At 35.6% G+C, this 23,788-nt stretch carries 27 protein-coding genes; 22 read left to right on the forward strand and 5 right to left on the reverse strand.

Annotated features, from left to right (window positions below; all coding sequences use genetic code 11):
- Nucleotides 1-20: 20 nt before the first annotated feature.
- A complete protein-coding gene (locus ACFQU5_RS12010) occupies nucleotides 21-1,208 on the reverse strand; it encodes a YbfB/YjiJ family MFS transporter (RefSeq protein WP_390288058.1) in 1,188 nt (395 codons plus the stop codon).
- Nucleotides 1,209-1,334: 126 nt separating this feature from the next.
- Here ACFQU5_RS12010 and ACFQU5_RS12015 point away from each other — a divergent pair, with 126 nt between their 5' ends.
- The 4 genes from ACFQU5_RS12015 to ACFQU5_RS12030 all read left to right on the forward strand — a co-directional run bounded on the left by ACFQU5_RS12015 (nucleotide 1,335) and on the right by ACFQU5_RS12030 (nucleotide 4,148).
- A complete protein-coding gene (locus ACFQU5_RS12015; protein ID WP_390288060.1) occupies nucleotides 1,335-2,213 on the forward strand; it encodes a LysR family transcriptional regulator in 879 nt (292 codons plus the stop codon).
- A 175-nt stretch (nucleotides 2,214-2,388) separates the two neighbouring features.
- A complete protein-coding gene (locus ACFQU5_RS12020; RefSeq protein ID WP_390288062.1) occupies nucleotides 2,389-2,826 on the forward strand; it encodes a site-specific integrase in 438 nt (145 codons plus the stop codon).
- Nucleotides 2,827-2,834: 8 nt separating this feature from the next.
- Nucleotides 2,835-3,023 carry a tyrosine-type recombinase/integrase gene (locus ACFQU5_RS12025; protein WP_390288064.1) on the forward strand — a complete coding sequence of 63 codons (189 nt, stop codon included), beginning with the start codon at nucleotides 2,835-2,837 and terminating at the stop codon, nucleotides 3,021-3,023.
- A 567-nt stretch (nucleotides 3,024-3,590) separates the two neighbouring features.
- A complete protein-coding gene (locus ACFQU5_RS12030; RefSeq protein WP_390288066.1) occupies nucleotides 3,591-4,148 on the forward strand; it encodes a cysteine hydrolase family protein in 558 nt (185 codons plus the stop codon).
- A 490-nt stretch (nucleotides 4,149-4,638) separates the two neighbouring features.
- Here the strand turns inward: ACFQU5_RS12030 and ACFQU5_RS12035 are convergent, their stop codons facing one another.
- A complete protein-coding gene (locus tag ACFQU5_RS12035; RefSeq protein ID WP_390288068.1) occupies nucleotides 4,639-5,316 on the reverse strand; it encodes a GntR family transcriptional regulator in 678 nt (225 codons plus the stop codon).
- Between the two features lie 209 nt (nucleotides 5,317-5,525).
- Between ACFQU5_RS12035 and ACFQU5_RS12040 the strand changes: the two genes are divergently transcribed.
- The 8 genes from ACFQU5_RS12040 to ACFQU5_RS12075 all read left to right on the forward strand — a co-directional run bounded on the left by ACFQU5_RS12040 (nucleotide 5,526) and on the right by ACFQU5_RS12075 (nucleotide 13,394).
- Nucleotides 5,526-5,978 carry an OsmC family protein gene (locus ACFQU5_RS12040; protein WP_390288070.1) on the forward strand — a complete coding sequence of 151 codons (453 nt, stop codon included), beginning with the start codon at nucleotides 5,526-5,528 and terminating at the stop codon, nucleotides 5,976-5,978.
- Nucleotides 5,979-6,127: 149 nt separating this feature from the next.
- Nucleotides 6,128-6,268 (forward strand): hypothetical protein, encoded by a 141-nt coding sequence (locus ACFQU5_RS12045; RefSeq protein ID WP_390288072.1) that lies wholly within the window; start codon nucleotides 6,128-6,130, stop codon nucleotides 6,266-6,268.
- Between the two features lie 394 nt (nucleotides 6,269-6,662).
- A complete protein-coding gene (locus ACFQU5_RS12050; protein ID WP_390288074.1) occupies nucleotides 6,663-7,319 on the forward strand; it encodes a carboxymuconolactone decarboxylase family protein in 657 nt (218 codons plus the stop codon).
- Nucleotides 7,320-8,025: 706 nt separating this feature from the next.
- Nucleotides 8,026-8,370, forward strand: coding sequence for a metal-sensitive transcriptional regulator (locus tag ACFQU5_RS12055; RefSeq protein ID WP_390288076.1), 345 nt, complete (start codon nucleotides 8,026-8,028; stop codon nucleotides 8,368-8,370).
- Between the two features lie 14 nt (nucleotides 8,371-8,384).
- Nucleotides 8,385-8,591 carry a copper chaperone CopZ gene (copZ, locus tag ACFQU5_RS12060; RefSeq protein ID WP_390288078.1) on the forward strand — a complete coding sequence of 69 codons (207 nt, stop codon included), beginning with the start codon at nucleotides 8,385-8,387 and terminating at the stop codon, nucleotides 8,589-8,591.
- Nucleotides 8,592-8,690: 99 nt separating this feature from the next.
- The gene (locus ACFQU5_RS12065) at nucleotides 8,691-11,135 is read left to right on the forward strand and encodes a heavy metal translocating P-type ATPase (RefSeq protein ID WP_390288080.1); all 2,445 of its coding nucleotides are present in this window, start codon (nucleotides 8,691-8,693) and stop codon (nucleotides 11,133-11,135) included.
- Between the two features lie 102 nt (nucleotides 11,136-11,237).
- Nucleotides 11,238-11,873 (forward strand): nitrite reductase, encoded by a 636-nt coding sequence (locus ACFQU5_RS12070; protein ID WP_390288082.1) that lies wholly within the window; start codon nucleotides 11,238-11,240, stop codon nucleotides 11,871-11,873.
- 108 nt (nucleotides 11,874-11,981) lie between these two features.
- Nucleotides 11,982-13,394, forward strand: a complete 1,413-nt coding sequence (locus tag ACFQU5_RS12075; RefSeq protein ID WP_390288084.1) for an MFS transporter — start codon at nucleotides 11,982-11,984, stop codon at nucleotides 13,392-13,394.
- Nucleotides 13,395-13,686: 292 nt separating this feature from the next.
- Here ACFQU5_RS12075 and ACFQU5_RS12080 read toward each other — a convergent pair whose 3' ends face one another.
- Nucleotides 13,687-14,448 (reverse strand): MBL fold metallo-hydrolase, encoded by a 762-nt coding sequence (locus ACFQU5_RS12080; protein WP_390288086.1) that lies wholly within the window; start codon nucleotides 14,446-14,448, stop codon nucleotides 13,687-13,689.
- 129 nt (nucleotides 14,449-14,577) lie between these two features.
- Between ACFQU5_RS12080 and ACFQU5_RS12085 the strand changes: the two genes are divergently transcribed.
- The 9 genes from ACFQU5_RS12085 to ACFQU5_RS12125 all read left to right on the forward strand — a co-directional run bounded on the left by ACFQU5_RS12085 (nucleotide 14,578) and on the right by ACFQU5_RS12125 (nucleotide 20,063).
- Nucleotides 14,578-14,988 carry an Lrp/AsnC family transcriptional regulator gene (locus tag ACFQU5_RS12085; protein ID WP_390288088.1) on the forward strand — a complete coding sequence of 137 codons (411 nt, stop codon included), beginning with the start codon at nucleotides 14,578-14,580 and terminating at the stop codon, nucleotides 14,986-14,988.
- A gap of 592 nt (nucleotides 14,989-15,580) precedes the next feature.
- Nucleotides 15,581-15,844 (forward strand): metal-sensitive transcriptional regulator, encoded by a 264-nt coding sequence (locus ACFQU5_RS12090; protein ID WP_390288090.1) that lies wholly within the window; start codon nucleotides 15,581-15,583, stop codon nucleotides 15,842-15,844.
- 65 nt (nucleotides 15,845-15,909) lie between these two features.
- Nucleotides 15,910-16,257 carry a rhodanese-like domain-containing protein gene (locus tag ACFQU5_RS12095; protein WP_390288092.1) on the forward strand — a complete coding sequence of 116 codons (348 nt, stop codon included), beginning with the start codon at nucleotides 15,910-15,912 and terminating at the stop codon, nucleotides 16,255-16,257.
- 25 nt (nucleotides 16,258-16,282) lie between these two features.
- A complete protein-coding gene (locus ACFQU5_RS12100) occupies nucleotides 16,283-16,579 on the forward strand; it encodes a rhodanese-like domain-containing protein (protein ID WP_390288094.1) in 297 nt (98 codons plus the stop codon).
- A gap of 64 nt (nucleotides 16,580-16,643) precedes the next feature.
- A complete protein-coding gene (locus ACFQU5_RS12105) occupies nucleotides 16,644-17,207 on the forward strand; it encodes a sulfurtransferase TusA family protein (RefSeq protein ID WP_390288096.1) in 564 nt (187 codons plus the stop codon).
- 30 nt (nucleotides 17,208-17,237) lie between these two features.
- Complete coding sequence (locus tag ACFQU5_RS12110; RefSeq protein ID WP_390288098.1) at nucleotides 17,238-17,633, forward strand: DsrE/DsrF/DrsH-like family protein; 396 nt, start codon at nucleotides 17,238-17,240, stop codon at nucleotides 17,631-17,633.
- Nucleotides 17,634-17,739: 106 nt separating this feature from the next.
- Complete coding sequence (locus ACFQU5_RS12115; protein WP_390288100.1) at nucleotides 17,740-18,867, forward strand: MBL fold metallo-hydrolase; 1,128 nt, start codon at nucleotides 17,740-17,742, stop codon at nucleotides 18,865-18,867.
- 114 nt (nucleotides 18,868-18,981) lie between these two features.
- Nucleotides 18,982-19,200 carry a sulfurtransferase TusA family protein gene (locus tag ACFQU5_RS12120; RefSeq protein WP_390288154.1) on the forward strand — a complete coding sequence of 73 codons (219 nt, stop codon included), beginning with the start codon at nucleotides 18,982-18,984 and terminating at the stop codon, nucleotides 19,198-19,200.
- Between the two features lie 86 nt (nucleotides 19,201-19,286).
- Entirely contained in the window at nucleotides 19,287-20,063 is a 777-nt protein-coding gene (locus ACFQU5_RS12125; protein WP_390288102.1) for a sulfite exporter TauE/SafE family protein, read from the forward strand.
- Nucleotides 20,064-20,828: 765 nt separating this feature from the next.
- On the opposite strand, the gene ACFQU5_RS12130 is transcribed toward ACFQU5_RS12125, so the two are convergent.
- The gene (locus ACFQU5_RS12130) at nucleotides 20,829-22,028 is read right to left on the reverse strand and encodes an MFS transporter (protein WP_390288104.1); all 1,200 of its coding nucleotides are present in this window, start codon (nucleotides 22,026-22,028) and stop codon (nucleotides 20,829-20,831) included.
- A gap of 324 nt (nucleotides 22,029-22,352) precedes the next feature.
- Nucleotides 22,353-22,703, reverse strand: a complete 351-nt coding sequence (locus ACFQU5_RS12135; RefSeq protein ID WP_390288106.1) for a winged helix-turn-helix transcriptional regulator — start codon at nucleotides 22,701-22,703, stop codon at nucleotides 22,353-22,355.
- Nucleotides 22,704-22,878: 175 nt separating this feature from the next.
- Between ACFQU5_RS12135 and ACFQU5_RS12140 the strand changes: the two genes are divergently transcribed.
- On the forward strand, nucleotides 22,879-23,754 hold the full coding sequence (locus ACFQU5_RS12140) for an SIR2 family NAD-dependent protein deacylase (RefSeq protein ID WP_390288108.1): 876 nt from the start codon (nucleotides 22,879-22,881) through the stop codon (nucleotides 23,752-23,754).
- Nucleotides 23,755-23,788 lie beyond the last annotated feature (34 nt).

Below are 23,788 nucleotides of genomic sequence, written 5' to 3' on the forward strand. Positions count from 1 at the left end.
ATAATTTCCTCTTTTCTATTTTATTTTATTAATGAAGTTTCTATGTTTGATTTCCGATCAAATCGAATACCACCTATAAGAAACATTGCTCCTATTAACACTACGCTAGCTGCTCCAATCAAAGCAGCATTATAACTTTGAGTGAAAGAGATTAATACTCCAGCAATTGTTGGCCCAATCATTTGGCCAGTTGCATAAATAGCGGTAAGATAGCCAATTACTCGACTGCTATCAGTTGGACTCATTTGGCGAGCCAACGTTGTAGCAAGTGTGGTAATTCCCATAAATGTCGCACCAAATAATAATGCACTTAAAATTAGACTAGTTTGAGAGCTCCAAATGACAGGTAGAGCAATACCAATGGCTTGAAGAGTCATTGAGAAGACTAATGTTTTTACAAAACCCTGTCTTTTAGCTAGTGATGACCAAATAATGCAAGATGGGATTGCACCTAATCCAACAGTAATCCAAACTATTGATGAATCAATCCTAAAGAAAGATGTATTTTCTGCAATCGCCACAATGAATGTACCGGTTACAATATATCCCAATCCTTCCAGACCATAAGCTATCATCAACCAAGGAAGCCATTTCAGGGGGGGTACTTGTAGATCAACTACTTTTCTGTTCTTATCCATAACAGGGTCTGTTGATTCTTTGAGCCAGAACCATGCAAAGATAGTAAGGACAATACTAACTAAGGCTAATCCTACCCATACACCTTCCCACCCAAATAACTTGTTTAAACTTGGTATAAAGAGTGTTGAAAAAAAGATTCCGAACCCCACCCCTGAGTAAAAAAAGCCTGACAAATTTGTTTTTCCAGTAGTAGATAGTTTATCTAAAACAATACTAGAAGATAAAACAAAAATGAACGCACTTACTACGCCTGAAATGAACCGAAGTGCAAGCATTAGAATGTAAGAGTGAGTAAGGCCCATACTTAACGTAGTAATAATACTTACAATGAGACTGACTCTGAGATAATGCATTTTATGCTTTTTCAACGGAAGCACTCCTGCCAATATTGCTCCGGCTAAATATCCAGCATAATTGCTTGAGGCAAGGTATCCTGCTAATGTGTCAGTAAATGACAGATCATTTTGCATTAGCGGTAGAATAGGTGTATAAGCAAATCTACCAACTCCCATTGCAACCATTAGAGCAAAAATTCCACCAATCAAAAATAAAATAGGATGTTTATTCAATGTTTCACCCCCCAACAATTTAATTATTATTTCTATAATTATCTTATCTGTTTTTTGCTATATGGTATAATTCATAAAATCGATATGAGGGTATCAATTTATTATATATCAAAAAGGGTGATGACGATGGATTTACAATCATTAAGATTTTTTCGAGCAGTTGCAGAGTTGGGTAGTATTTCAAAGGCAGCAAAAGAGCTTAATTACGCACAATCAAATCTCACATCAAAGATTCAACAATTGGAAGAAAATCTTGAAACAACGTTATTCTATCGACACAATCGAGGGACTACTCTCACGGAAAAAGGAAAGGTACTGCTATCCTACACAGATGAAATATTTCATCTTTTAGATGAAGTAAGAGAAGCAATGAGTGATAATCAAATACCAAAGGGACCTTTAGTGATAGGCTCGATGGAAACTACTGCTGCGATACGTTTACCGGCATTACTATCAAAATTCCACCGTGAATATCCTGCTGTTGACCTTACATTGAAAACAGGGCCAACTGAGCAAAATGTCAAAGATGTTCTACAATATGAATTGGATGGAGCTTTTGTTGCAGGTCCTGTTGAACATCCTGACCTTACTTATCAAACTGTAATTGAAGAAGAGTTGGTGCTTGTAACGGATACACTTCATCAACCTTTAACTTCTTTAAAAGATATACAAAATCGAACAATATTAGTTTTCCGTAATGGCTGTTCCTATCGGGCGAGATTTGAAGGATGGTTACATCATGAAGGAGTAATTCCAGAAAAAATAATGGAGTTTGGAACACTTGATGGGATTATTGGCTGTGTATCAGCCGGATTAGGTATAAGCTTACTACCTCTTAGTGTAGTAGATAAATACGTGAAAGAAGAATTACTGATCCAACATTCCATTCCAAAACGATTTGGAAATGTTAAAACAATATTTATTTATCGTAAAGATAAATACATGTCTAATACGCTAAAGAGGTTTACTGAAATGTTAAACCTCGAAAATGTGATGTTAGTTTAATATTCACTGATTTTAGCAAGATTATAACAAATTACGGGGTTAGCTTTAGAGGAATTACTACTTTGATAGATTTCATATAATATTGATTGGTCTTTAATTGAATTTTACTTATCACAAGGACAAAATGTAGTGCTTGATACAAGCTTTTAGTCAAGCAGTGAAATGGAAAAAAGTCATGTTTAATCCAGTAGCAGATTCAGATCCACCTTCTGTTGAATATCAAAAAATGACGATCTGGCCTTACGATGAGATAAACGACTTCCTATACGTATGTAAAGAAGAAAGACATTACCTTATTTTTTTATTAGCCATTTATACAGGAATGCGTAGGGGAGAGATTTTAGGATTAAAATGGGATGATATTGATTTTAGTAAAGGAACTATTCAAGTAAATCGGACACTCTCGACGATTCCTTCAGTTGGATATATATTTACAACGCCTAAAACAATTAACTCAATTAGAAGTATTCCAATCCCAGCAGTAGTTCTAAATGAATTAATGATTCATAAACAGCGGCAAGAAGAATGGAAAGAACTAGTACGAGATTTTTATCAGAATCAGGATCTCGTTATTTGTACCAATTCTGGCACTGCACAGATTCGCGAAATGTAGTCCGTGTGATGAAGCGATTAGTAAAATGTGCAGGTGTTTCGAATATTCGTTTTCATGATATTCGACATACCCATGCATCCATTCTTATTTCTGCAGGAATAGATATTGTAAAGATTTCTAAACGATTGGGTCACGCTAATCCAAAAATTACTTTGGAGTTCTATGCTCATTTATTACCTAACTCCGATAATGAGTAGCTGAAATTTTTCATAATGCTTTAAAAAGCAATTGGGAAAAATCATGCGTACAATTTGCGGACAAAGAGGATAAGTAAGGGTTTTGTAAAGAGGCAAATAATATTATAAAAAGCCTACAAACATTGATATATCAATGTTTGTAGGCTGCAATAAAGATGGTCCCGACAGGGTTCGAACCTGCGATCCCCACCTTGTCGAGTTTATCGGTATAAATAAATTAGGTTAAAATAAGTTAAATAAGTTTGATTTATCAAGCTTTTTAAGGCGATTAAAATCGACTCAGTTAAATAAGTTCAATACAAAAAAATAATTCTGCGGACAAATTGCGGACAAAAGAGTAAACAGGTGGTCTATATTATTTTTTTATTTTTTTGTTATATCTGTAATAATAAATAGTTTTACTTAACATTAGTAGAGGTTTCTGAAATCAGTTATATTCTTGCGACTCCCAATTTCATTAAGTTGTCCTATTAGTACATAACCATTGGCAATATGTTAGATTTTTACAGTCATCAAAGTACTATGGGGAATATGCCTAATTCTCCAAGATTGAAAGGAGAATATCATTTGAATCAAATGTTATTAATCATTGATGCTCAACAAGAATTAATGGAGGGCAATCAAAAAACAGGTCCTATTTTTAATAAAGAATCACTTATCAAGAACATCAATACGGTAATAGAAAAAGCTTTAGCCGCTGATACTTCAGTTGTATTTATAAGAGATCTGGATGTGGCAGAAGGATCTGGTGAAGGATTTCAAATTCATTGTGAAATTAATGTGCCATCAAATTCTAAAATATTCGATAAATCGGCAACTAATTCCTTTTATGGGACAGGTCTTCTCGACTATTTAAAATCAAAACATATTAAACATATAGTAATTATGGGTTGTGAAACACAACACTGTGTAGATAGTGCTGTTAGGACAGCAACTATAAATGGTTTTGATGTAACGTTAGTAGGTGATGGACATTCAACTTTGGGGAATGATGAATTAAATGAAGAACAAATAATCAGGCACCATAATACAACTCTTCATGGACATTACAACGTGGAACACTTTTCAATAGTCAGAAATTCAGGGGAGAACTTGTTTCAACCAATTCATGATTCATTTAGGTGAAAAATACAGTAAAATATTCACTAAACTTAAAAATAGATACTCAATTTCATAATTCAACAAACGGGCGCAATTCTGCATTAAGAATTGTGCTTTTTTCATGAAAAGAGACATTTGATGGAATAAAACAAGGTAAAATAACCAAATGGGTATTTATTCTGAACGTCTAATTAACATAGAAAATGAATGGCATGGATAATGTCCACGCCATTTCTATTGTTATAACAGGATACCTATTAGTGGTGGTGGTATCCTGTTAAGTAGCTTTCACTTTACACAGAATCGAATTGTCATGCAGGTGGGTTGACGATTCTAATTGAATCATCATATGGTGAATATTTTTGTGTTCAAGGACATGTTCGGCTAAACGACGCAATCGTTCACTTTCGGAAATGGGCAATTGATAAGAGCAAGGGTAACCAACAAAACAATTCACATTTATCATCTTCAGGGGGAATTGGACTTTTCACTTTTACGTCCCCATAAAAAATCATTATGGTCTTAACATGTTCAATAACAGCGACACATCGTTTGTAGAACCAACGGAGATGATTGTTTTTTTAGCGGCGTCCGCAAACTTTTTCACCTTCTCCGCCAGATCCGCTCTCGTCACAATCACATCTGCATTGTGAATTGACTCAATAAGGATATTTTCTGGTGTCGATGACACATCGATAGTATGAATGTCTGCAGATGTCATCCGTTTAATTTCATCCAAATAAAAAATGCACGAACTTACTTTGCATTCAATAAAGAGATAACTCAACTTCCGTTTCAGAGGCTGTCCGAACAGCTGCATGTAGGCAAATCCGGACAACAACACGTTTTCGATAGTGAAACCTAATTCGTAGGCATCCTTAATTGTTTGTTCCACAAAAGAAAAATAGGTATTTTGTATTTTAAACCTCGTAATTTCTTCCTCGCCGGCAACTTGTGTTCCCCGCCCCTTTTGTATAGACAATAGACCTTCTTCTTTTAGTTGAGAATAAACTCCTTGTATCGTATTTCGGTTAATGGATAGTTGATCCGCTAATTGATTTGTCGAAGGGAGGGTATCTCCAGGTTTGAGTAAATCTTTTCCAATTAACCATTTTATCTGTTCCTTGATCTGTACGTTGATGGGTATGGGAGATTTGGAATCGATTTTAAAAAGTAAGCTTGAATGTTCCATATTTAAACAACCAACTTTCTTAGTTAACTAATAGTCTAAATATATTTAGCTTAATGAAGAAATCTTAAAAAATCAAGTTCTGCTAAAGTGCTTGTAACCAGCTGATAAAAAAGAGTTGACAAACATTATTACTGTTAATTATAGTTAAATGTATAGTTAACTAATGAACTGGTTAACTATTTTATATTTTAGTTAAGGAGTGAAATTACTTGGAGGCAAAAATCAATTTAAAGACTGTGTGGAATGGAAACACAAAAGGTACCGGGATAATTAAAGCAAATTATCTTGAAACAAAAATAGCGATACCTGAATTATTTGGTGGCAGTGGGAAAGGTACAGAGCCTAAAGAATTACTGGTAACTTCTGCCGTAGCCTGTTATACGATGACTCTTGCCACTATGCTTGAAACAAGAAAATTGCCTGTAGCTGGTTTGACAATGGATTCGGAAGCAACCAATTCAAAGGAAGAAGGATTCAAAATTATACATTTTCCTCACATTATTTTATCTGCTGATGCAACAGAAGAGCAGATTCAATCAGCTAATAGAGCACTTGTTGCGGCAGATAAAGGGTGTGCTGTCGGAAACATGTTAAAAAAAGCAGATGTCCAAATAGGTGTTGAAGGAAAAGTTTCATTATTATCCGAGGATGTTTCCGTATAATTTTGTAAGCAATAAGATCTTTGAATAGAATTAGCCTTGTTAATTTTAGCTACAGCTCTAAAGTTTTAAATGATTTACTTTAAGCTTATATACCATAAAAAATAGGAATTATAAAAACTATATAATAAGTATCCTTTTGAAGGAAATATATGGTTGTAATAACGCAGGCTGCAATTTCAGAAATTACCAAAGAAGTTAAAGACCTTATTAATGAAGGTAATGATCAAATTTTTTATAAAAGCTACATCTTCTATATTAAAATCTTCAGCAAATCGGGTACGGTTTTCTAAGTCCGATAGTTAATACCAGTAACCGATAACTGGTATTATATTATATTTCTTGACATACCCATTGGGGGTATGTTAAATTTTTAGTGATAACAAACCGATATTTCAGACAGTAACTCTGCCTTTACAATGTTTGACTAAGGGATTGGGAGATTGGTCAATATTTTTGATGAAATTCCTATCCTATCTTCTTTTATGTTGTAGTTATAGGTCAATTTGCATGTGTGCGTAAAATGTAAAATAATTTTTAACTAATATAGTTGTCTGAATATACGGGGCGATAATTTATTTGTAAACATAAGGTGATGGTCATGAGTAAGGGTTAATAAATAGGTATAGAAGATAGGTATCCTAATACGATTGAAAAAAGAAGTATAGAAAATTGGGAGGGAAAACTTTGAGTAGAGAAGAATTGTATAAAAAATCATATTTTAACCGTATTGGTGAATTAAGTGATCTTGTACCAGATGTCTTTAAAGCTTTCATGAATTTTGACAGACTGGCATTAGCAGAGGGGAAACTAACAAAAAAGCTAAAAGAATTAATCGCTATTGCGGTTGCTCATACAACAGGCTGTCCTTATTGTATTGAACTTCATGTTAAACAAGGAAAATCGAAGGATGTTTCTAAAGAAGAAATGTCTGAAGCCATAATGGTTGCAACAGCCTTAAAGGCAGGCTCTGCGCTTGCTCATGGAGTGAATGCCCTAAATGCATACGATCAAAATGAAGACGAAGAATTGTATAGAGTATCATATTTTAATAGATTAAAAGAATTCTCAAAACTCAATGGAGAAGTTTTTAAGTCATTTGTTGATTTTGATGGAAAAGCAATGAAAGAAAGTATTTTAAGTGTAAAAGAGAAGGAATTGATTGCGGTTGCAGTTGCTCATACAACGGGATGCCCATACTGTATTGACGATCATACGAAAAGGGCAAAACGGGCAAATGCAACAAAGGAAGAACTAGCAGAATCTATTATGGTTGCAACGGCCTTAAAAGCAGGTTCAGCTTTAGCTCACAGTGTAAATTCCTTAAATGCATTTGATTCATAATATAGAGATTTAAGATTCATATATCTTCATACTTTATGGGTCTTCGTTCACCTATTAGGCGGGCAAACTTACCGGTATAAATATTTATTTTTTTGATAAAATTATTTTAGAATGCTATTTAGGTCGCGAAAGGCGGCCTTTTTTGCTTCTTTATAAGAAGATTATGCAGGTGTATGTATGAAAAGACAATCTCTAGTAGGAGTAGAGTCAGGAAAATGGGGTTATCTGTACTCTTAAAATCATAATATTTAAAGGATTCTATGAAGAAAAATTGAGTGTCAATTTTCTTTGAACACTTGATATCTTTATTATTAAATAAAGTATTGATGCTAGTATAGTTGAAGTATTCAACCTAGCGATGTATTGACAGACGGCTCGTACTGAAAGAAGGCTTATCCAGATATTATTGTATTAAATGGATGCACAGTTTGTAGAGGGTGGCTCAATTATTATGGGTAAAGAAGATGTATATAAAATAATATGTTCAATATGAAGTTAGGTAAGTATATTAAATTCAATAAAAGTAGAAAAACATGCTTAGAAATCTAAGCATGTTTTTTCTATTTTTTAAGAAACTTTGAATTATTTTAACTTGTAAAATAAATAATGAACAATAACAAAATTACACTTTACATAGGGTGTGGGGGTATGATATAGTCTTTTTATAGGGTATGGGGGTATATGATATAGTGAAGGAGTGAAGTAAATGAAGCTCGATTTGAATAAAGGAAACCTAATAGAACAAGATAACTGTTGTTCAAGTACTAATGAACGGAAAAGTCATCATTCCGATGAAACAAAGAAAAATTTAATTACAAGGCTTAACCGTGTTGAAGGTCAAATTCGTGGCATCAAAGGTTTAATTGAAAAAGACACCTATTGTGATGATGTCATTACTCAAATATCGGCTGCACAATCTGCTTTAAATGGGGTAGCCAAAATGCTTTTAGAAACACATATGAAAGAATGTGTTGCGGAGCGTATACAAGGTGGGGATCTGGAAGTTCTGGATGAAGTGCTTGTAACGATTCAAAAATTAATGAAAAAATAAGGAGAGATTTTAATATGGAAAACGTAACTTTAAATGTAAGCGGAATGTCTTGTGGCCATTGTGTAAAGGCAATTGAAGGCAGTGTAGGCGAGTTAGCAGGTGTAGACCAAGTAAAAGTTAGTCTGGAAGATGCTCAAGTAACGGTATCATTTGATAACGAGAAGGTTTCATTAGATAAAATTAAAGAGACAATTGATGATCAAGGCTACGAAGTTAAATAGTTTAAGTAACTTTAATAAATATTAACGAAGAGTGCTTTAAAGGCACTCTAATTCTTTCAACAAAATATACCCCATATAGGTATGTGAGAGGTGGAAAATATGACAACAGCATCAAATGAAAATATAAATAAAACGAAAGAAGCCAGCCTTCAGATTACTGGAATGACTTGTGCAGCATGTGCGACACGAATTGAAAAAGGTTTAAACAAAATGGAAGGTGTCGAAAGAGCTAATGTAAATTTAGCGCTTGAAAAGTCCTTGATACAATACGATCCTTCTAAACTGAGTGAAGAAGATTTCGAAAAGAAAATTGAGGCGCTTGGCTATGGTGTTGTGAAGCAAAAAGCTGAGCTTGATATTACGGGAATGACTTGTGCAGCATGTGCCACACGCATAGAAAAAGGATTAAACAAAATGGATGGCATAGCGAATGCAAACGTCAATTTAGCTCTGGAAAAAGCTACGATCGAATTTAATCCATCCGAGGTTTCGATTGGAGATATTATTGCAAAGGTAGAAAAACTAGGCTATGGTGCACATCAAAAGCAGGACGATCAGGAACAAGTAGATTATCGTGAGCAAGCAATTAAAGACCAAAAACGAAAATTTATTATATCTGCGATTCTTTCATTGCCATTATTATGGACGATGGTTGGGCATTTTTCATTTACATCCTTTCTATATGTACCCGAATTTTTAATGAATCCATGGGTACAGCTGATTTTAGCAACGCCTGTGCAATTTATTATCGGGAAACAGTTTTATGTAGGTGCTTATAAATCACTTCGAAATGGTAGCGCGAATATGGATGTGCTTGTGGTGATGGGTACTTCCGCGGCTTATTTTTATAGTGTCTATCAAGCGATTGTTACAGCGGGAACTCATCATGGCCCACATTTATACTTTGAAACAAGCGCTGTATTAATCACGCTCATCCTTTTAGGGAAATTATTCGAAGCAAAAGCAAAAGGACGTTCATCCGAAGCGATTAAAAAATTAATGGGGCTTCAAGCGAAAACTGCGGTTGTAATTCGTGATGGTGTGGAAAAAGAAATACTGCTAGAAGAAGTAATGATTGGTGACACAATCCTGGTAAAACCTGGTGAGAAGATTCCGGTTGATGGCGAGGTGATTGAAGGAACAACGGCTGTTGATGAATCGATGCTAACAGGGGAAAGTTTACCGGTAGATAAAAAAGTAAGTGATGCATTATACGGATCAACCATCAATAAAAATGGTTTCATCAAAATGACGGCTATAAAAGTAGGTCGTGATACGGCTCTGGCCCAAATTATCAAGGTTGTAGAAGATGCACAGGGTACAAAAGCGCCAATTCAACGGTTGGCAGATAAAATTTCGGGTGTGTTTGTACCGATTGTCATTGGTATTGCGATTCTGACATTCTTAGTATGGTTTACCTTAGTTGAACCAGGGAATTTCACGCAAGCACTTGAAGTGTTAATTGCCGTCCTTGTTATTGCATGTCCATGTGCCCTGGGTTTAGCAACGCCAACTTCTATTATGGCGGGTTCAGGTCGCGCAGCAGAGTTTGGGATATTATTTAAAGGCGGCGAGCATTTAGAGCAAACACAAGGTATTGATACAGTAGTCGTTGATAAAACAGGTACTGTTACGCATGGTAAACCTGTATTAACGGATGTTTACGCAGCAAATGGTCAAGAGGAAGAGAGATTTTTATCACTTATTGGCGCAGCAGAAAAACAATCCGAGCATCCATTAGCACAAGCAATCGTGCAAGGTATTCAAGATAAAGGCATCGAACTTGGAAATGTTCAATTCTTTGAAGCAATTCCTGGCTATGGGGTACAGGCAACAGTTTCAGGGCAAGGTGTTGTGATTGGTACACGCAGATTGATGCAACAATACGGAATCGATCTTCAATCGGTGTTGACAACGATGGAGAAGCTGGAAAGCGACGGAAAAACAGCGATGTTAGCTGCCATTAATGGTCAATATGCAGGACTGGTAGCCGTAGCAGATACAATTAAAGAAACATCCAAAGAAGCTGTATCTCGCCTGCAAGGTATGGGCATCAAAGTCATTATGATGACAGGCGATAATCAACGTACAGCACAGGCCATTGGTAAAGAAGTAGGCGTTGATGCAGTTATTGCAGAGGTACTTCCTGAAGGCAAAGCAGAAGAAGTGAAAAAGCTGCAGCAACAGGGAAAAAAGGTAGCAATGGTCGGCGATGGCGTTAATGACGCACCAGCACTAGCTACAGCCAATATTGGTATGGCAATTGGAACAGGTACAGATGTGGCCATGGAAGCCGCAGATATTACGTTAATTCGCGGGGACTTAAACAGTATTGCCGATGCCATCTTAATGAGTCGCAAAACAATGCGCAATATTAAACAGAACCTATTCTGGGCATTTGCTTATAACATCATCGGGATTCCAATTGCGGCAGCAGGATTCCTTGCTCCATGGGTAGCAGGCGCAGCAATGGCATTTAGTTCCGTATCAGTTGTTTTAAATGCATTGCGTTTACAAAGGGTAAAATTAGAAGATAAAAGGTAACTTTTTCCAAACTATTTAGGTGCATAACAGATTTTTTTAACTATTCAATATACCGTACCGATGTATAGTATATATCAAAACGGAAATAGGTGAGGATTGAATATGGGGGACAATATTAAAAAAATTAAGATTGCTGTAAATGGGGGAATAGGGTTCGGGGCTAAACTCAACTCAAAACAGCTTATAACAATCTCGAAATATATGAATGAAGATGAGGAATTGGAGTTAACGACATTCCAGCAACTTTATATAGAGATACCAGAAGATAAAAAAGAAGAAATCATGGAAGAGTTCCAAAATGTTGGGTTAGCATGTTATCCAGTTGGAAACTTCGTTAAGAGCTTGAGAACCTGTAATTTTTGCAAGGGAGAAGAAGAAGAAGGAATGCCTGTAGCAAAAGAATTAAATCGCCGCATAGCAGGTAAATTTGTACCTTTTACCCTAAAGGTTGCTTACACAGGTTGTCCTATTGGTTGCGGAGAACCAATGTTAAGCGACATAGGTGTGATGAAAATGAGAGATCATTTTAATTTATATATTGGAGGAAAAGCTAAAGGGAAAGACGCTGAAGTGGGTACTTTGCTTTTGGAGAATTTAACACCAGAAGAATTGTACAGTTCAGTAGAAAAGATTATTGACCTCTATTCACAAATGGGTAAAAAACGGGAGGCATTTTATAAATTTATAAAACGTATAGGTAGTGATCAATTCTTAGACATACTTACCAATACTAAGTAAAATCAGTGTGCTTTTAGAAACGTATTAATCTTGCTATTGGTAGCAGTCTCAAATCTACATTTCTAAAATAAACCTAAAACAAATCGATAAATTGGAGGAAATTGAATAATGTCAGCACATACAAAGACTATTGCACAACCCGATCCGAAGCGCTGGAAAGCATTGGCTTTATTGGGATTTGCGAATTTTATAGTAATGATGGATTCCGCTGTTGTTCAGGTTGCCTTACCATCTATTAAAGGTGAACTTGGATATACTGAGGCGAATTTACAATGGGTTATGAATGCCTTTCTTATTCTGTTTGGGGGATTACTACTGTTAGGAGGAAAACTATCTGATTTGTTTGGTCACCGACGCATTTTTATGTGGGGTGTTTCAATCTTAACTGTTTCGTCTTTATTGGCTGGATTAGCTTGGAATGAAATGTCATTGAACATAGGAAGAGCAATCCAGGGTGTTGGTTCGGCTTTAATTGCACCGTCAGCACTTTCAATTGTTATGATTTTATTTTCTGCCAATAAAAAAGAAATGGGGAAGGCACTTGCAATCTGGGGGCTTTCCGGTGCAGCAGGCGGTGCACTTGGTATCGTTCTTGGCGGTGTTTTGACACAATTACTGAGTTGGCGTTGGACATTACTATTTTATGTTCCTGTGGGTATTATCGTTTTACTATTAGCACCAAAGCTTCTACAAAAAGGTATGCCAAAAACAGGTCGTATTGATTATGCAGGTGCTATTGCTATTACAGCAGCACTCATTCTAATTGTTTATGGTATCGTAAATGTAGAACATAATGGCTGGCAAGCACTTTCAACTGTATTACCTTTAGGAAGTGGTGTTGTTTTATTTATCATCTTTATCCTTATTCAAGTGTTTAGAAAAGAGCCATTAGTACCGCTTAACATCTTTAAGACGCCTAATTTGGCAGCGGGAAACGTTTCACTCATCTTGTTATCAGCATCATGGTTTCCGCTTATTTATTTCTTAATTCTATATTTACAACAGGTAATGGAATATGAACCTTTCATGGCCGCAATGGGCATGTTACCTGCGCCTATATTGATGGCTATATTTATGGTTGTTATAGCTGAGAGAGTAATGGCGAAATTAGGTATGAAGGTTACGATGTTTATCGGATTTATTTTGCTCGGTATTTCCGGTCTATTACTATCTGGAAACACGGTTGAGGGAAATTATTGGAGTGATGTATTCATAGCGCTACTATTGGCAGCTCTCGGCAATGCCCTTGCCTATCTCCCAGCAACTACAGCAGCAGTATCGGAGGCTAAGTCAGAAGAGTCAGGTCTTGCATCTGGTTTATATAACACTTCATACCAAGTTGGATCGGCAGTTGGCTTGGCTATCATGGTTTCTATTGCAGCAGCGACAGCTTCAGCAACAACAGGGAACCAGATCGTAGCTCTAAACGAGGGCTATCAACAAGCATTTTTCTGGGGTGGTATTGTTGCATTTATAGGTGGCATATTGGCATTATTGTTTATCCGTCCATTGAAACGATAAGAATTACTGTTCAAATTGATATAATGGCAATTTTCATTCACTTAATTACACGGTTTATACTAAAAAGGTTGTTCCTTAAACGGTACAACCTTTTTTCATTAAAAAAATGTAAGATAGTAGCAAATGAGTAAAGTGGAGTTAGTCAATTATTATATGAGGTCGCGTTTTTAGAGGATGAATTAGCTTCCGTTTGCATTTTAGACCCCTTAGTTCAACAAAAGTAGAGTAATTTCTTGATATATTTGAAATTAAAAAACAGACAGATAAAAGATAATTCTGCCTGTTTTTAGTCTTAAAATGAATATGATTCGCCATCGTTTGGTACTAACACATTGGCCTCTATTCCTTTTTCATTTATGAAGCTCTTTAATTCTTCTCTTGATAATGCCCAATGGTTTACAGCTTCCATATGAACCGTAATAATTTTTGCGTTTGGAGCAGATTTGTACACTTCATAGACATCATCTTTATTCATTACGAGAGAACCGCCCTCAAAGAATTGGTTATCTCCAGCATTCACAACAATGATTTCTGGTTTATGTGTATTGATTACTTCTTGAACTGCATTATACCAAACCGTATCTCCGGCTACATATAATGTTTTCTCTTCGGAATGTTTAAAGACAACACCACATACTAGACCAGCAAGTTTTAAGATTTCCCCTCTTCCATGCTCACCTTTTGTTTTAATTAATTGAATCCCTTCAAAGACAGTATCTTCTTGTAAAACCTCTACATTTTGGAATCCAGCATTTCTAATTTCCGTTGCATCGTCTTCATTTTGTGAAAAGAGTTTGATGTCCTTCGGCAATGCCTTTATAGCAGCCTCATCCCAATGATCATAATGCAGGTGCGTAACAATCACTGCATCGATACCATTAATAATATTGTTAATGGATGTTGGTAAATTCACTAATGGATTATTTTGATCCTGTCTTGGAGAGTTTGGAAAAGGTGGGTATGTCCCTTTTTTTGCTAACATTGGGTCAATTAAAAACTTTTTACCTGCGTATTCAAGAACGATTGTGACATTACGAATTTGATGTATATTCATATATATTAACTCCTTTTTGAGATTTCTTTTGAACAATTTTTAGTCTATACTATGAACCATTGAAGATACATGAATTAAATAAAGTATTTTGGCACTTTGACTTTATTAATGAAAGGAGTTAAATAATAAATGTTAGATAACACCGATATACAGATTTTAGATGAACTCTCCAAGAACAGTCGAATCACGATGAAAGAATTAGGAGTGAAGGTCCATTTGACTGGACCGGCCACGTCAGCTAGAGTGGCGAAATTAGAAGAAAGTGGAGTAATTGAAGGGTATACTATTAACTTGAATCGTACTAAATTAGGTTATCATATACATGCTTTTCTTACGATTATTACGGAAAGCATATTTCATAAACCTTACCTGTCATTTGTTGAAACACAAAAGCAATATTTAATTAACAATTATAAAATTAGTGGAGATGGTTGTTATATTCTAGAATGCAATTTTCCATCCACAGAACTAATGAATCTATTTTTAGAGAAATTAAATAAGCATGCCAACTATAAATTATCGATTGTTATTAATAAATAGTGTATTCATATATAAGAATGGAGTTTATATAAAAAATGTACTTAAAGAAATTGTTGCGTTAATTTAAGGATGAATAAGTACTTTAATTAATATTCTCTCCGTCAATAAGGAAAGTGCCATTTTCAATAAGCCAGCTAATAGAAAGTAATTGTTATTCAACAATCGGGCGCAATTCTTGAAAAGGAATTGTGCCTTCTTCAGCAAAAGGGCCAGATTGTTGAGGAAAGTAAACACATATTTATAGATAGTCAAACTATAAATTCGGCTTTTTATTGGATAAACATAAAACTTTGTGTTTCTCTTTTTTTACTTAGAACACTTATTCTATGAGGATACCTTGTCACACAAATTTTGCTGAATACTGTTGGTGATTTCAATACATCCTAATGAGCTTTTGAATAATAAACTTTAACACTTCTTTTGTTTCTCATACGTAAATAATTGTATGGTCCAAGCGACAGTTAGTAATAATAAATTATCTAAAGATATTAGGTGTATTAAAATTAATATATTAAATTCGTTGACATTATACCGTAGGGGGTATATGATATGTATATCAGCAATGAGTAAATCTGATAAGGAGGCAACTTACATGAATTCATATGACGATAAAGTAAGAAATCGAGTGAAACGTATGGAGGGTCAACTTCGAGGCATCTTAAAAATGATGGATGAAGGAAAAGACTGTAAGGATGTAATCACTCAACTTTCAGCTGTCCGTTCAGGAGTGGATCGTTCAATTGGTTTAATAGTTAGTCAAAACTTAATTGAATGTATCCAAAATGCTAACGGTGATGAGGAAGCATTAAATGTATCGGTACAAGAAGCTGTAAATCTATTTGTAAAAAGTCGTTAATTTTTTTAATCGACTTTTAATTTTTAAATCATAAAATACCCCTGTAGGTATAAAGGAGAGACTAAATGGAAGCCTGGATAATCTTAATAGTTGCGATTCTATTTATTGCTTGGCGAATGATACCAACGAAAGGTACAAAAACAATTTCAACTGATACTCTAAAGAGTATGTTGAATGATAAGGATAAAGTATTTGTGGATGTTCGTACTCCTGCTGAATATAAAGGCAGAAACATACATCAGTTTAAAAATATTCCTTTAGGTTCTGATTTATCGAAGCTCCCAAAAGACAAAGAAATAGTGGTGATTTGTCAGAGTGGGATGCGAAGCGCACAAGCATGTAAAAAATTAAAAAAGTTAGGTTATGAAAAAGTTACGAATGTCCGTGGGGGTATGAGTTCTTGGAGAGGTTAAAAGAAAATAAAGGAGGATTTAATCAATGAAAGAAATTAGTGCAATAGAAGTTCAACAACTTATAGAAAATGGCGAGAAGCTAAATCTAATTGATGTGCGTGAAGTGGATGAAGTGAATGCAGGGCATATTCCTGGCATTACTCATATTCCACTGGGATTACTTGAATTCCGTACGCATGAACTTGATAAAAGTAAAGCTTATATTATGGTTTGCCGTTCTGGTGGACGGAGTGGCCAAGCAACACAATACTTACAAAGCCACGGTTTTGACGTAACAAATATGGATGGTGGAATGCTTTCTTGGAAAGGTAAAGTGGAATGAAAAATGTCTTCAATAATTTTTTGAATAAAATAATACCCCTATAGGTATGGAGGAGTTGTGAAATATGGCGATTAAAGCAGATGTACAATTAGACGCAAAAGGCTTGGCTTGTCCAATGCCAATTGTGAAAACAAAAAAAGCAATGAGCAATCTAGCGGATGGTCAAATATTAGAAGTGCAAGCAACAGATAAAGGCTCTTTGGCGGATTTAAAAGCATGGTCTGAAAGTGTTGGCCATCAGTATATAGGAACAGTAGATGAAAATGATGTGTTACTTCACTATATACGTAAAAGTAGTAACGAAGAAATAGAAGTAAAAACATTTGAACAAACAATTTCAAATGAAGAGATTATAGATCGTGCATCAAACGGTGGTATGATTCTAGATGTTCGTGAAGAGGCTGAATATGCATTTGGTCATATCGAAGGTTCTAAATCAATTCCATTGGGTGAATTAGAAGATCGCTTAAATGAGCTGGATAAAGACCAAGAAATTTTGGTGATTTGTCGTACAGGAACACGCAGTGATTTAGCTGCACAAAAATTAGCTGAAAAAGGATTCGCGAAAGTAGTAAACGTGCTACCAGGAATGAGTTCTTGGAACGGCGATCTATCAAAAAAAATATAAAAAATCTAAATTAACTGGAGGAATTTTATTATGACTAACAAAGTAGCAATTATCGCAAGTAACGGTGGTCTTTTTGATGCATATAAAGTATTCAATATCGCAACGGCAGCAGCAGCAACAGAAAAAGAGGTAGCGATTTTCTTCACATTTGAAGGATTGAATTTAATCCACAAACAGGCAGTGCATCAGTTGCCTATGCCGGAAGGTCGTGAACACTTCGCGGAAGGATTTGCAAAAGCAAACATACCGAGCATTCCACAATTAATTGAAATGGCTCAAGAAATGGGTGTGAAATTCATTGGCTGTCAAATGACAATGGATGTAATGGCATTAACAAAAGAAGACTTTATTGATGGTATTGAAGTTGGTGGAGCTGTTACATTTCTTGAATTTGCAAAAGATGCAGCACCAACCTTAACATTCTAATACCAAAGTAGTTAAATTATAAAACGCCTAATTAGGGGAAACTAGTGGAAGGGAAAGCCCATCCACTTAAAAAACCCTAAAATAATACCTATGGGGGTAATTTGATATGGCAGTTATTAAAATGACAGCAGCAGAAGTCGCTCGTAAAGTTATTGAAAATACAGAGTTATTTATTTTAGATGTACGCAACAAAGATGCTTTTCAAGACTGGAAAATTGAAGGTCATAGCTTTGAATATCTAAATATTCCTTATTTCGATTTATTAGATGGAGTAGATGAAATTTTACCGAAACTTCCAACGGATAAAGATGTATTAGTAGTATGTGCAAAAGAAGGATCGTCTCTTATGGTGGCTGAAATGGTTTCGGAGGCTGGACACGATGTGTTCTATCTTGAAGGTGGTATGAAGTCTTGGAGTTCTTACCTTGAACCGATTAAAGTTGGTGAATTAACGGGAGGTGGGGAACTTTATCAATTCGTTCGTCTGGGCAAAGGTTGTCTTTCATATATGGTCATTTCGGAAGGGGAAGCGGCAATTATAGATGCGGTTCGCTTCACTGATGTATTCACAAACTTCGCAAAAGAGAAAAATGTTGATATCAAGTACGTATTTGATACACACTTACATGCTGATCACATCTCAGGTGGTCGCCATATTGCAGAAGCAACAGGGGCAACATATTACTTACCGCCAAAAGATGCAGAAGAACTCGTATTTAATTACACACCTCTAGAAGATGGTTTAACTGTGGAAATTGGTGCATCCCAAATTGAAGTAGGCGCACTTTACTCACCGGGTCACACAATTGGTTCAACCTCATTTATCGTGGATAGTACGTATTTATTAACAGGTGATATTTTATTTATCGATTCAATTGGTCGACCTGATTTAGCAGGTCTTGCAGAGGACTGGGTAGGAGATCTTCGCGAGACATTGTATCATCGTTATCGTGAATTAGCAGAAGACCTAATTGTGTTGCCAGCTCACTTTATGATTATCGATGAGTTAAATGAAGATGGTACAGTTGCAAAACGTCTAGGTGATTTATTTGTAGATAACCATGGTTTAAATATTGAAAGTGAAGAAGAATTCCGTCACACAGTAACAGATAATTTACCACTACAACCAAATGCGTATGAACAAATTCGTCAAGTAAACATGGGTAAAATCACGCCAGAGAATGACGAACAAACAGAAATGGAAATTGGTCCAAACCGCTGTGCAGTACGTTAATGTACGGAATAGACTTGTGTGATCGTTAAGTTAAAATTTCGGCAAGCAATTAAGAGTATTCTTTCCTTGCCACTACATTTTTGAATCTAAAGGAGACTGATTAAATGCAAGTAAATCAAATTTTTAGACGCAAAAGGATTAGCGTGTCCTATGCCAATTGTACGAACAAAAAAGGCAATGGATACACTGGAATCAGGTCAAGTATTAGAAGTGCAAGCAACAGATAAAGGGGCGCTAGCTGACTTGACTGCATGGTCAGCTGCAGTTGGCCATACCCTTTTAGAACATAAAGAAGAGGCAGATGTATTAACATTCTATATAAAAAAAGCGTAAAAAATAAAAGTTAGTTGTTATGCCACTCACTTTTATTATTAACAAAAGACTAAAGCGATTGCTAGTCATAAGAAAGAGGGGACAACATGGATATAAATTATGTGATTCTCCTTTTCGTTATAGGGTTTATTAGCTCATTTCTTTCAGGGATGCTCGGCATTGGGGGTGCAATTGTTAAATACCCGATGCTTTTAATTATTCCACCGGTGTTCGGCTTTCAGGCTTTAACAGCACATGAAGTTTCCGGTATAAGTGCACTTGATGTATTATTTGTATCGATTGCAGGTGTCATCGGCTTTCGAAAGGGTAGTTATTTAAATAAATCGTTAATTACTGTTATGGGGACAACGGTGCTAATGGGGACATTTATCGGTAGTTTTGGATCACAATATTTTACGGAAGCTCAAATAAACATTGTCTACGGAATATTAGCATTATTAGCAGCTGTTATGATGTTCATTCCAAAAAAGAAGATTGATGATATACCTTTAGAAGAAGTCACCTACAATAAACATCTTGCCGGAATTCTCGCATTTATTGTCGGAATTGGTTCTGGTATTGTAGGTGCTGGTGGTGGATTCTTACTAATTCCAATTATGTTATTAGTATTACGGATTCCTACACGAATGACGATAGCATCCAGCTTAGCGATTACGTTTATATCATCCATTGCGGGTTCGATAGGTAAAATCTCAACAGGGCAAGTAGAATATGTAACTGCGGTTATTGTAATCATTGCCGGTCTGATTGCAGCTCCTATTGGTGCTAAAATCAGTAAAAAAATGACTACAAAAATCTTGCAAGGGACTTTATCGGTTTTAATTTTAGGAACTGCGATCAAAATATGGATGGATATACTGTAGAAAAAACAGATGTGTTTGGAATCATACAGATTATCACTATGTAGATAAGCTAGATAAAATTGCTTTTTCATTAGCTGAGAGGGATGATTCAGCTTCATAACGCCATTCAGTTAATATAAATTTAAAATCCTTTAATACTTCAGATTCAAGAAGTTCTACCCAACTAGTTAATGGAGTATTAGCTATTATAGTTTAATTTTTTTGACGAAATAAATTTCCTAAACTATTATTCTGTGTACCGTATAAATATAGTAGGCTATGAAGAGAAGAGTAGTTTTAATTAATTATTTTTAGAGAGCTCCTGGTGGTGGAATGGAGTAATAATGATTTTAATGAAAAAAGGCTCGGAGCTTCGCACGGATCTAAGATAGCTATCTTAGTGATGCTGCGACGGACTCTCCCGTTATAGAGATAGGGTATAATCAATTATTTTTAATTGCCGTACCTGATAAGGTTGATATGGTAACATGTCAACAAACTGAGGTGGTACCACGATGCACCCGATTGAGATAACGCTTCTAGATAGGGGCAGTCAAAAATATGTGGATTCGCAGTGACAAGAATATACAGGATAGTAGTATAAGTACTATAATGGTACTGTATTCAGCTGAAGTTGACTAAATCATTCCGAGTACTAATTTATAGCATAAGTGCATAAAGAATGTGCCACTAGAAAAGCCGGAAACGTTGATTTTCAACATTGCTGGCTTTTCTAGGTTTCAAATTTAAAGTGGGCATTAAAGTCTTTTTCATGCTTTAAATTTTCTACAATTTCTCGTTATTGAATTCATAATATCTATATTTGACCATTGTTATAATGCCGAGAATAGGCCCAATTGCTAGTATTGCAAAAGCCCATTCCCATCCTATCATTCTTTGAACAATAGGGATTAGATTTATTGAAAATATCGTAAACAGGAATCCAATACACATTTGAAAAGTAAGGGCTGTACCCACATACTCCTCTTCAGCTATTTCTGAGACGGCAGCAGAAAACTGGGCGGAATCAGATATGATGGAGAAGCCCCAAATAATCGCTATTATTAAAGTTAGCCAAATAAACTGACCATATGTAAAACCAATTATGATTGAACAGATAGCACTGATGACCATTGAGATAATCGTTAAATTGGCTCTTCCGATTTTATCTGAGATGAGCCCGCCGACCACACAACCAATTGCTCCTGCAATTCCTATTGAAAGAAAAGAAGATAATGCAATGAACCAATGAGGTGTTTCTGGTGAGTAGGCTAAAAAACTAGCAGCCAAAAACGAGGGAAGCCAAGTCCACATCGCATATAATTCCCACATATGGCCGAAGTAACCGTAGTTCGCAAGCATTACAGGTTTATTCATTACTACTTTTTTGATTACTTTTAAAGAGAAGGGGCGCTTTTTTGATTTTACTGGTGAATCTTCTAAAATGAATGAGACAATGGCAGCAGCTACTAAAGCTAAAGCTGAACTACAAATAATCACGAATTTCCAGCTTACTGAAGAAAAAAACATCACAATAAAATGGGGGAGTGATGATCCCAATGTTAACGCTGCGATTAAGATACCTATTGCTAGCCCACGTTTTCTAGGAAACCATTCTGATAAGATTTTAACAGCGATTGGATAGATACCAGCAATGATTATGCCTGTTAAAATTCTGAGTAGAATACCGAGAAAACCAGAATTGACTACGATTAGTAAGGCATTTACCAGCGCACCGATTAATGCTGAAATTGCAAAAATCTTTCGGGGATTAAAGCGGTCAGCAAGCCCAAAGTATGAACTAAACAGTGCGCCAATTACAAATCCAATTGGAACAGAAGCGGAAAGCCAAGATTCTAAATTAGAGCTAAGATTCCAGACTTCAATGAGTTCGGGCGCAATCACTGAAGCACTATACCATAAGCTTAAAGCACATAATTGCGATAAGCCAATCCATACCAATGCCTTCCAAGATCCTTGAATCATATTATCCCCCCAAGTGAATTAGAAAATTCGACGCTATCTTGTCGTTTTCTATCATCTTTTTCCTTATAGTACCATTAAATTTCTAATTCACTTCACTATTATTGTAATATTCAGCTAATTGAGAGCGGAGCTTCTATCTTAAGAATATTATTAGAGGTTGGTCATCAATGAGTTTCTGTTAGTTTTATATATTTAATTTAGCACCTGATTAAAATACTCAGACGATTTGAAATGATGTTTAAGTAGTGAAGTTAAAGCATCATTTGTTTCGTCTGAGTATAAATTTTAAGTTAGTCAAAAAATCCACTTTTTCTACTGCCTTCTTTAATCATGATTTTGTTCCCCCCATTGACACATCTCCTGAAGAATAGGCCAGAGTGTTTTTCCTTTCTCAGTTAAGCTATATTCGACTTTTGGTGGGATTTGCGGGTACTCTTTACGGTATACTAACCCGTCCGCCTGCATTTCTTTTAACGTAGTACTCAGCGTTTTATACGTAATTTTCCCAATCATTCGTTGTAATTCGTTATAGCGTACAGTGCCATTTGTAGATAAGTAATAAATAATCAGTAACTTCCATTTACCATTGATGATCGAAAGTGTATATCCAAAATAGGGCTCCTGAATATCAGCTGTATTCTCGTCTTGTTCATGTAGCTTATTATTTAATATCATATTTACACTATCCTCCAAGATAGTATGCGTCAAAAAAGTGCATACTTGTTTATTAATGCATGTAAATATATACTACATGGACATATAAGTAAAGGCGAATGAATTACAACAATTTTTTAGGAAAATAACTAGGGAGATTTATTTGTATAAAGAGCCTTTTAAGTGGAGGGATTAGATGTTAAATCAACAATATCAAGACAATATACATGAATTTTTAACGAAAATAGAAGAGGCTGAGGTCATTGTTGTAGGTGGCGCTGCTGGTATGTCAGAAGCAGCAGGCTACAGCTTCTATCAAACAGGTCCATTCTTTTTAAAATACTTTGGTAATTTTGCAGAAAAGTACGGCATTACCAATATTTTTGATGGCTTTTATTATCCATTCCCGACAAAAGAAGAACGTTTGGCGTATTTAGCAACACAAATTAAGTCGATTTATGATTTAGCACCAGGTGGACCTTATGTAGATCTCGAAAAAATACTAAAAGGCAAAGATTTTTTCGTGGTGACAACGAACCAAGATACACAATTTACGAAAGTGTTTCCTGAAAAACAAGTAGCCTCAATCCAAGGTGATTTACGCTATTTCCAATGTGCAAAACGTTGTCACGATGAAGTTTACTATAATGAAGATATGATTAATGAAATGTACAATCATATCGAGGGAACAGCTATTCCTACTGAGTTAGTTCCACAATGTCCGAGCTGTGGCGGAGACATGGAGCCGTGGGTACGCTCTTTTGTATTTTTAGAAGGTAAGGCGTATATGCAAGAACTGATGAAATATAATAAGTACCTGACGAATAATAGATTCAAAAAAATTCTATTTCTGGAATTAGGTGTTGGACAAATGACACCCATGTTTATTAAAGAGCCGTTTTGGAATATGACGTATAGTCTCCCAGATGCTTATTATATTACTGTGAACCCGAAAGATGCGATTTTGCCAAGAGAATTAGAAGGAAAAGGGTTAGCTATTCAAGAGGATATTGCGCAATTTTTCCATGATGTTGTTGAGGAGAAGGCGAAAAGAGAAAACAATAACAAGTAGACAAAATTGGCTTACTGAGATATTTGATCGCGAG

It is taken from the genome of Ureibacillus sp. GCM10028918, assembly GCF_042666115.1.
Lineage (GTDB): Bacteria > Bacillota > Bacilli > Bacillales_A > Planococcaceae > Ureibacillus.

Bases quoted from the DNA above. Each gene is read 5' to 3' on its own strand.
- ACFQU5_RS12045 (WP_390288072.1), top strand. From the start codon at position 6,128: ATGGTTGTAATAACGCAGGCTGCAATTTCAGAAATTACCAAAGAAGTT.
- ACFQU5_RS12035 (WP_390288068.1), bottom strand. From the start codon at position 5,316: ATGGAACATTCAAGCTTACTTTTTAAAATCGATTCCAAATCTCCCATA.
- ACFQU5_RS12125 (WP_390288102.1), top strand. From the start codon at position 19,287: ATGGATATAAATTATGTGATTCTCCTTTTCGTTATAGGGTTTATTAGC.
- ACFQU5_RS12075 (WP_390288084.1), top strand. From the start codon at position 11,982: ATGTCAGCACATACAAAGACTATTGCACAACCCGATCCGAAGCGCTGG.
- ACFQU5_RS12135 (WP_390288106.1), bottom strand. From the start codon at position 22,703: ATGATATTAAATAATAAGCTACATGAACAAGACGAGAATACAGCTGAT.
- ACFQU5_RS12080 (WP_390288086.1), bottom strand. From the start codon at position 14,448: ATGAATATACATCAAATTCGTAATGTCACAATCGTTCTTGAATACGCA.
- ACFQU5_RS12090 (WP_390288090.1), top strand. From the start codon at position 15,581: ATGAATTCATATGACGATAAAGTAAGAAATCGAGTGAAACGTATGGAG.
- ACFQU5_RS12065 (WP_390288080.1), top strand. From the start codon at position 8,691: ATGACAACAGCATCAAATGAAAATATAAATAAAACGAAAGAAGCCAGC.
- ACFQU5_RS12140 (WP_390288108.1), top strand. From the start codon at position 22,879: ATGTTAAATCAACAATATCAAGACAATATACATGAATTTTTAACGAAA.
- ACFQU5_RS12070 (WP_390288082.1), top strand. From the start codon at position 11,238: ATGGGGGACAATATTAAAAAAATTAAGATTGCTGTAAATGGGGGAATA.
- ACFQU5_RS12015 (WP_390288060.1), top strand. From the start codon at position 1,335: ATGGATTTACAATCATTAAGATTTTTTCGAGCAGTTGCAGAGTTGGGT.
- copZ (WP_390288078.1), top strand. From the start codon at position 8,385: ATGGAAAACGTAACTTTAAATGTAAGCGGAATGTCTTGTGGCCATTGT.
- ACFQU5_RS12020 (WP_390288062.1), top strand. From the start codon at position 2,389: ATGTTTAATCCAGTAGCAGATTCAGATCCACCTTCTGTTGAATATCAA.
- ACFQU5_RS12095 (WP_390288092.1), top strand. From the start codon at position 15,910: ATGGAAGCCTGGATAATCTTAATAGTTGCGATTCTATTTATTGCTTGG.
- ACFQU5_RS12105 (WP_390288096.1), top strand. From the start codon at position 16,644: ATGGCGATTAAAGCAGATGTACAATTAGACGCAAAAGGCTTGGCTTGT.
- ACFQU5_RS12025 (WP_390288064.1), top strand. From the start codon at position 2,835: ATGAAGCGATTAGTAAAATGTGCAGGTGTTTCGAATATTCGTTTTCAT.
- ACFQU5_RS12055 (WP_390288076.1), top strand. From the start codon at position 8,026: ATGAAGCTCGATTTGAATAAAGGAAACCTAATAGAACAAGATAACTGT.
- ACFQU5_RS12085 (WP_390288088.1), top strand. From the start codon at position 14,578: ATGTTAGATAACACCGATATACAGATTTTAGATGAACTCTCCAAGAAC.
- ACFQU5_RS12110 (WP_390288098.1), top strand. From the start codon at position 17,238: ATGACTAACAAAGTAGCAATTATCGCAAGTAACGGTGGTCTTTTTGAT.
- ACFQU5_RS12115 (WP_390288100.1), top strand. From the start codon at position 17,740: ATGGCAGTTATTAAAATGACAGCAGCAGAAGTCGCTCGTAAAGTTATT.
- ACFQU5_RS12130 (WP_390288104.1), bottom strand. From the start codon at position 22,028: ATGATTCAAGGATCTTGGAAGGCATTGGTATGGATTGGCTTATCGCAA.
- ACFQU5_RS12100 (WP_390288094.1), top strand. From the start codon at position 16,283: ATGAAAGAAATTAGTGCAATAGAAGTTCAACAACTTATAGAAAATGGC.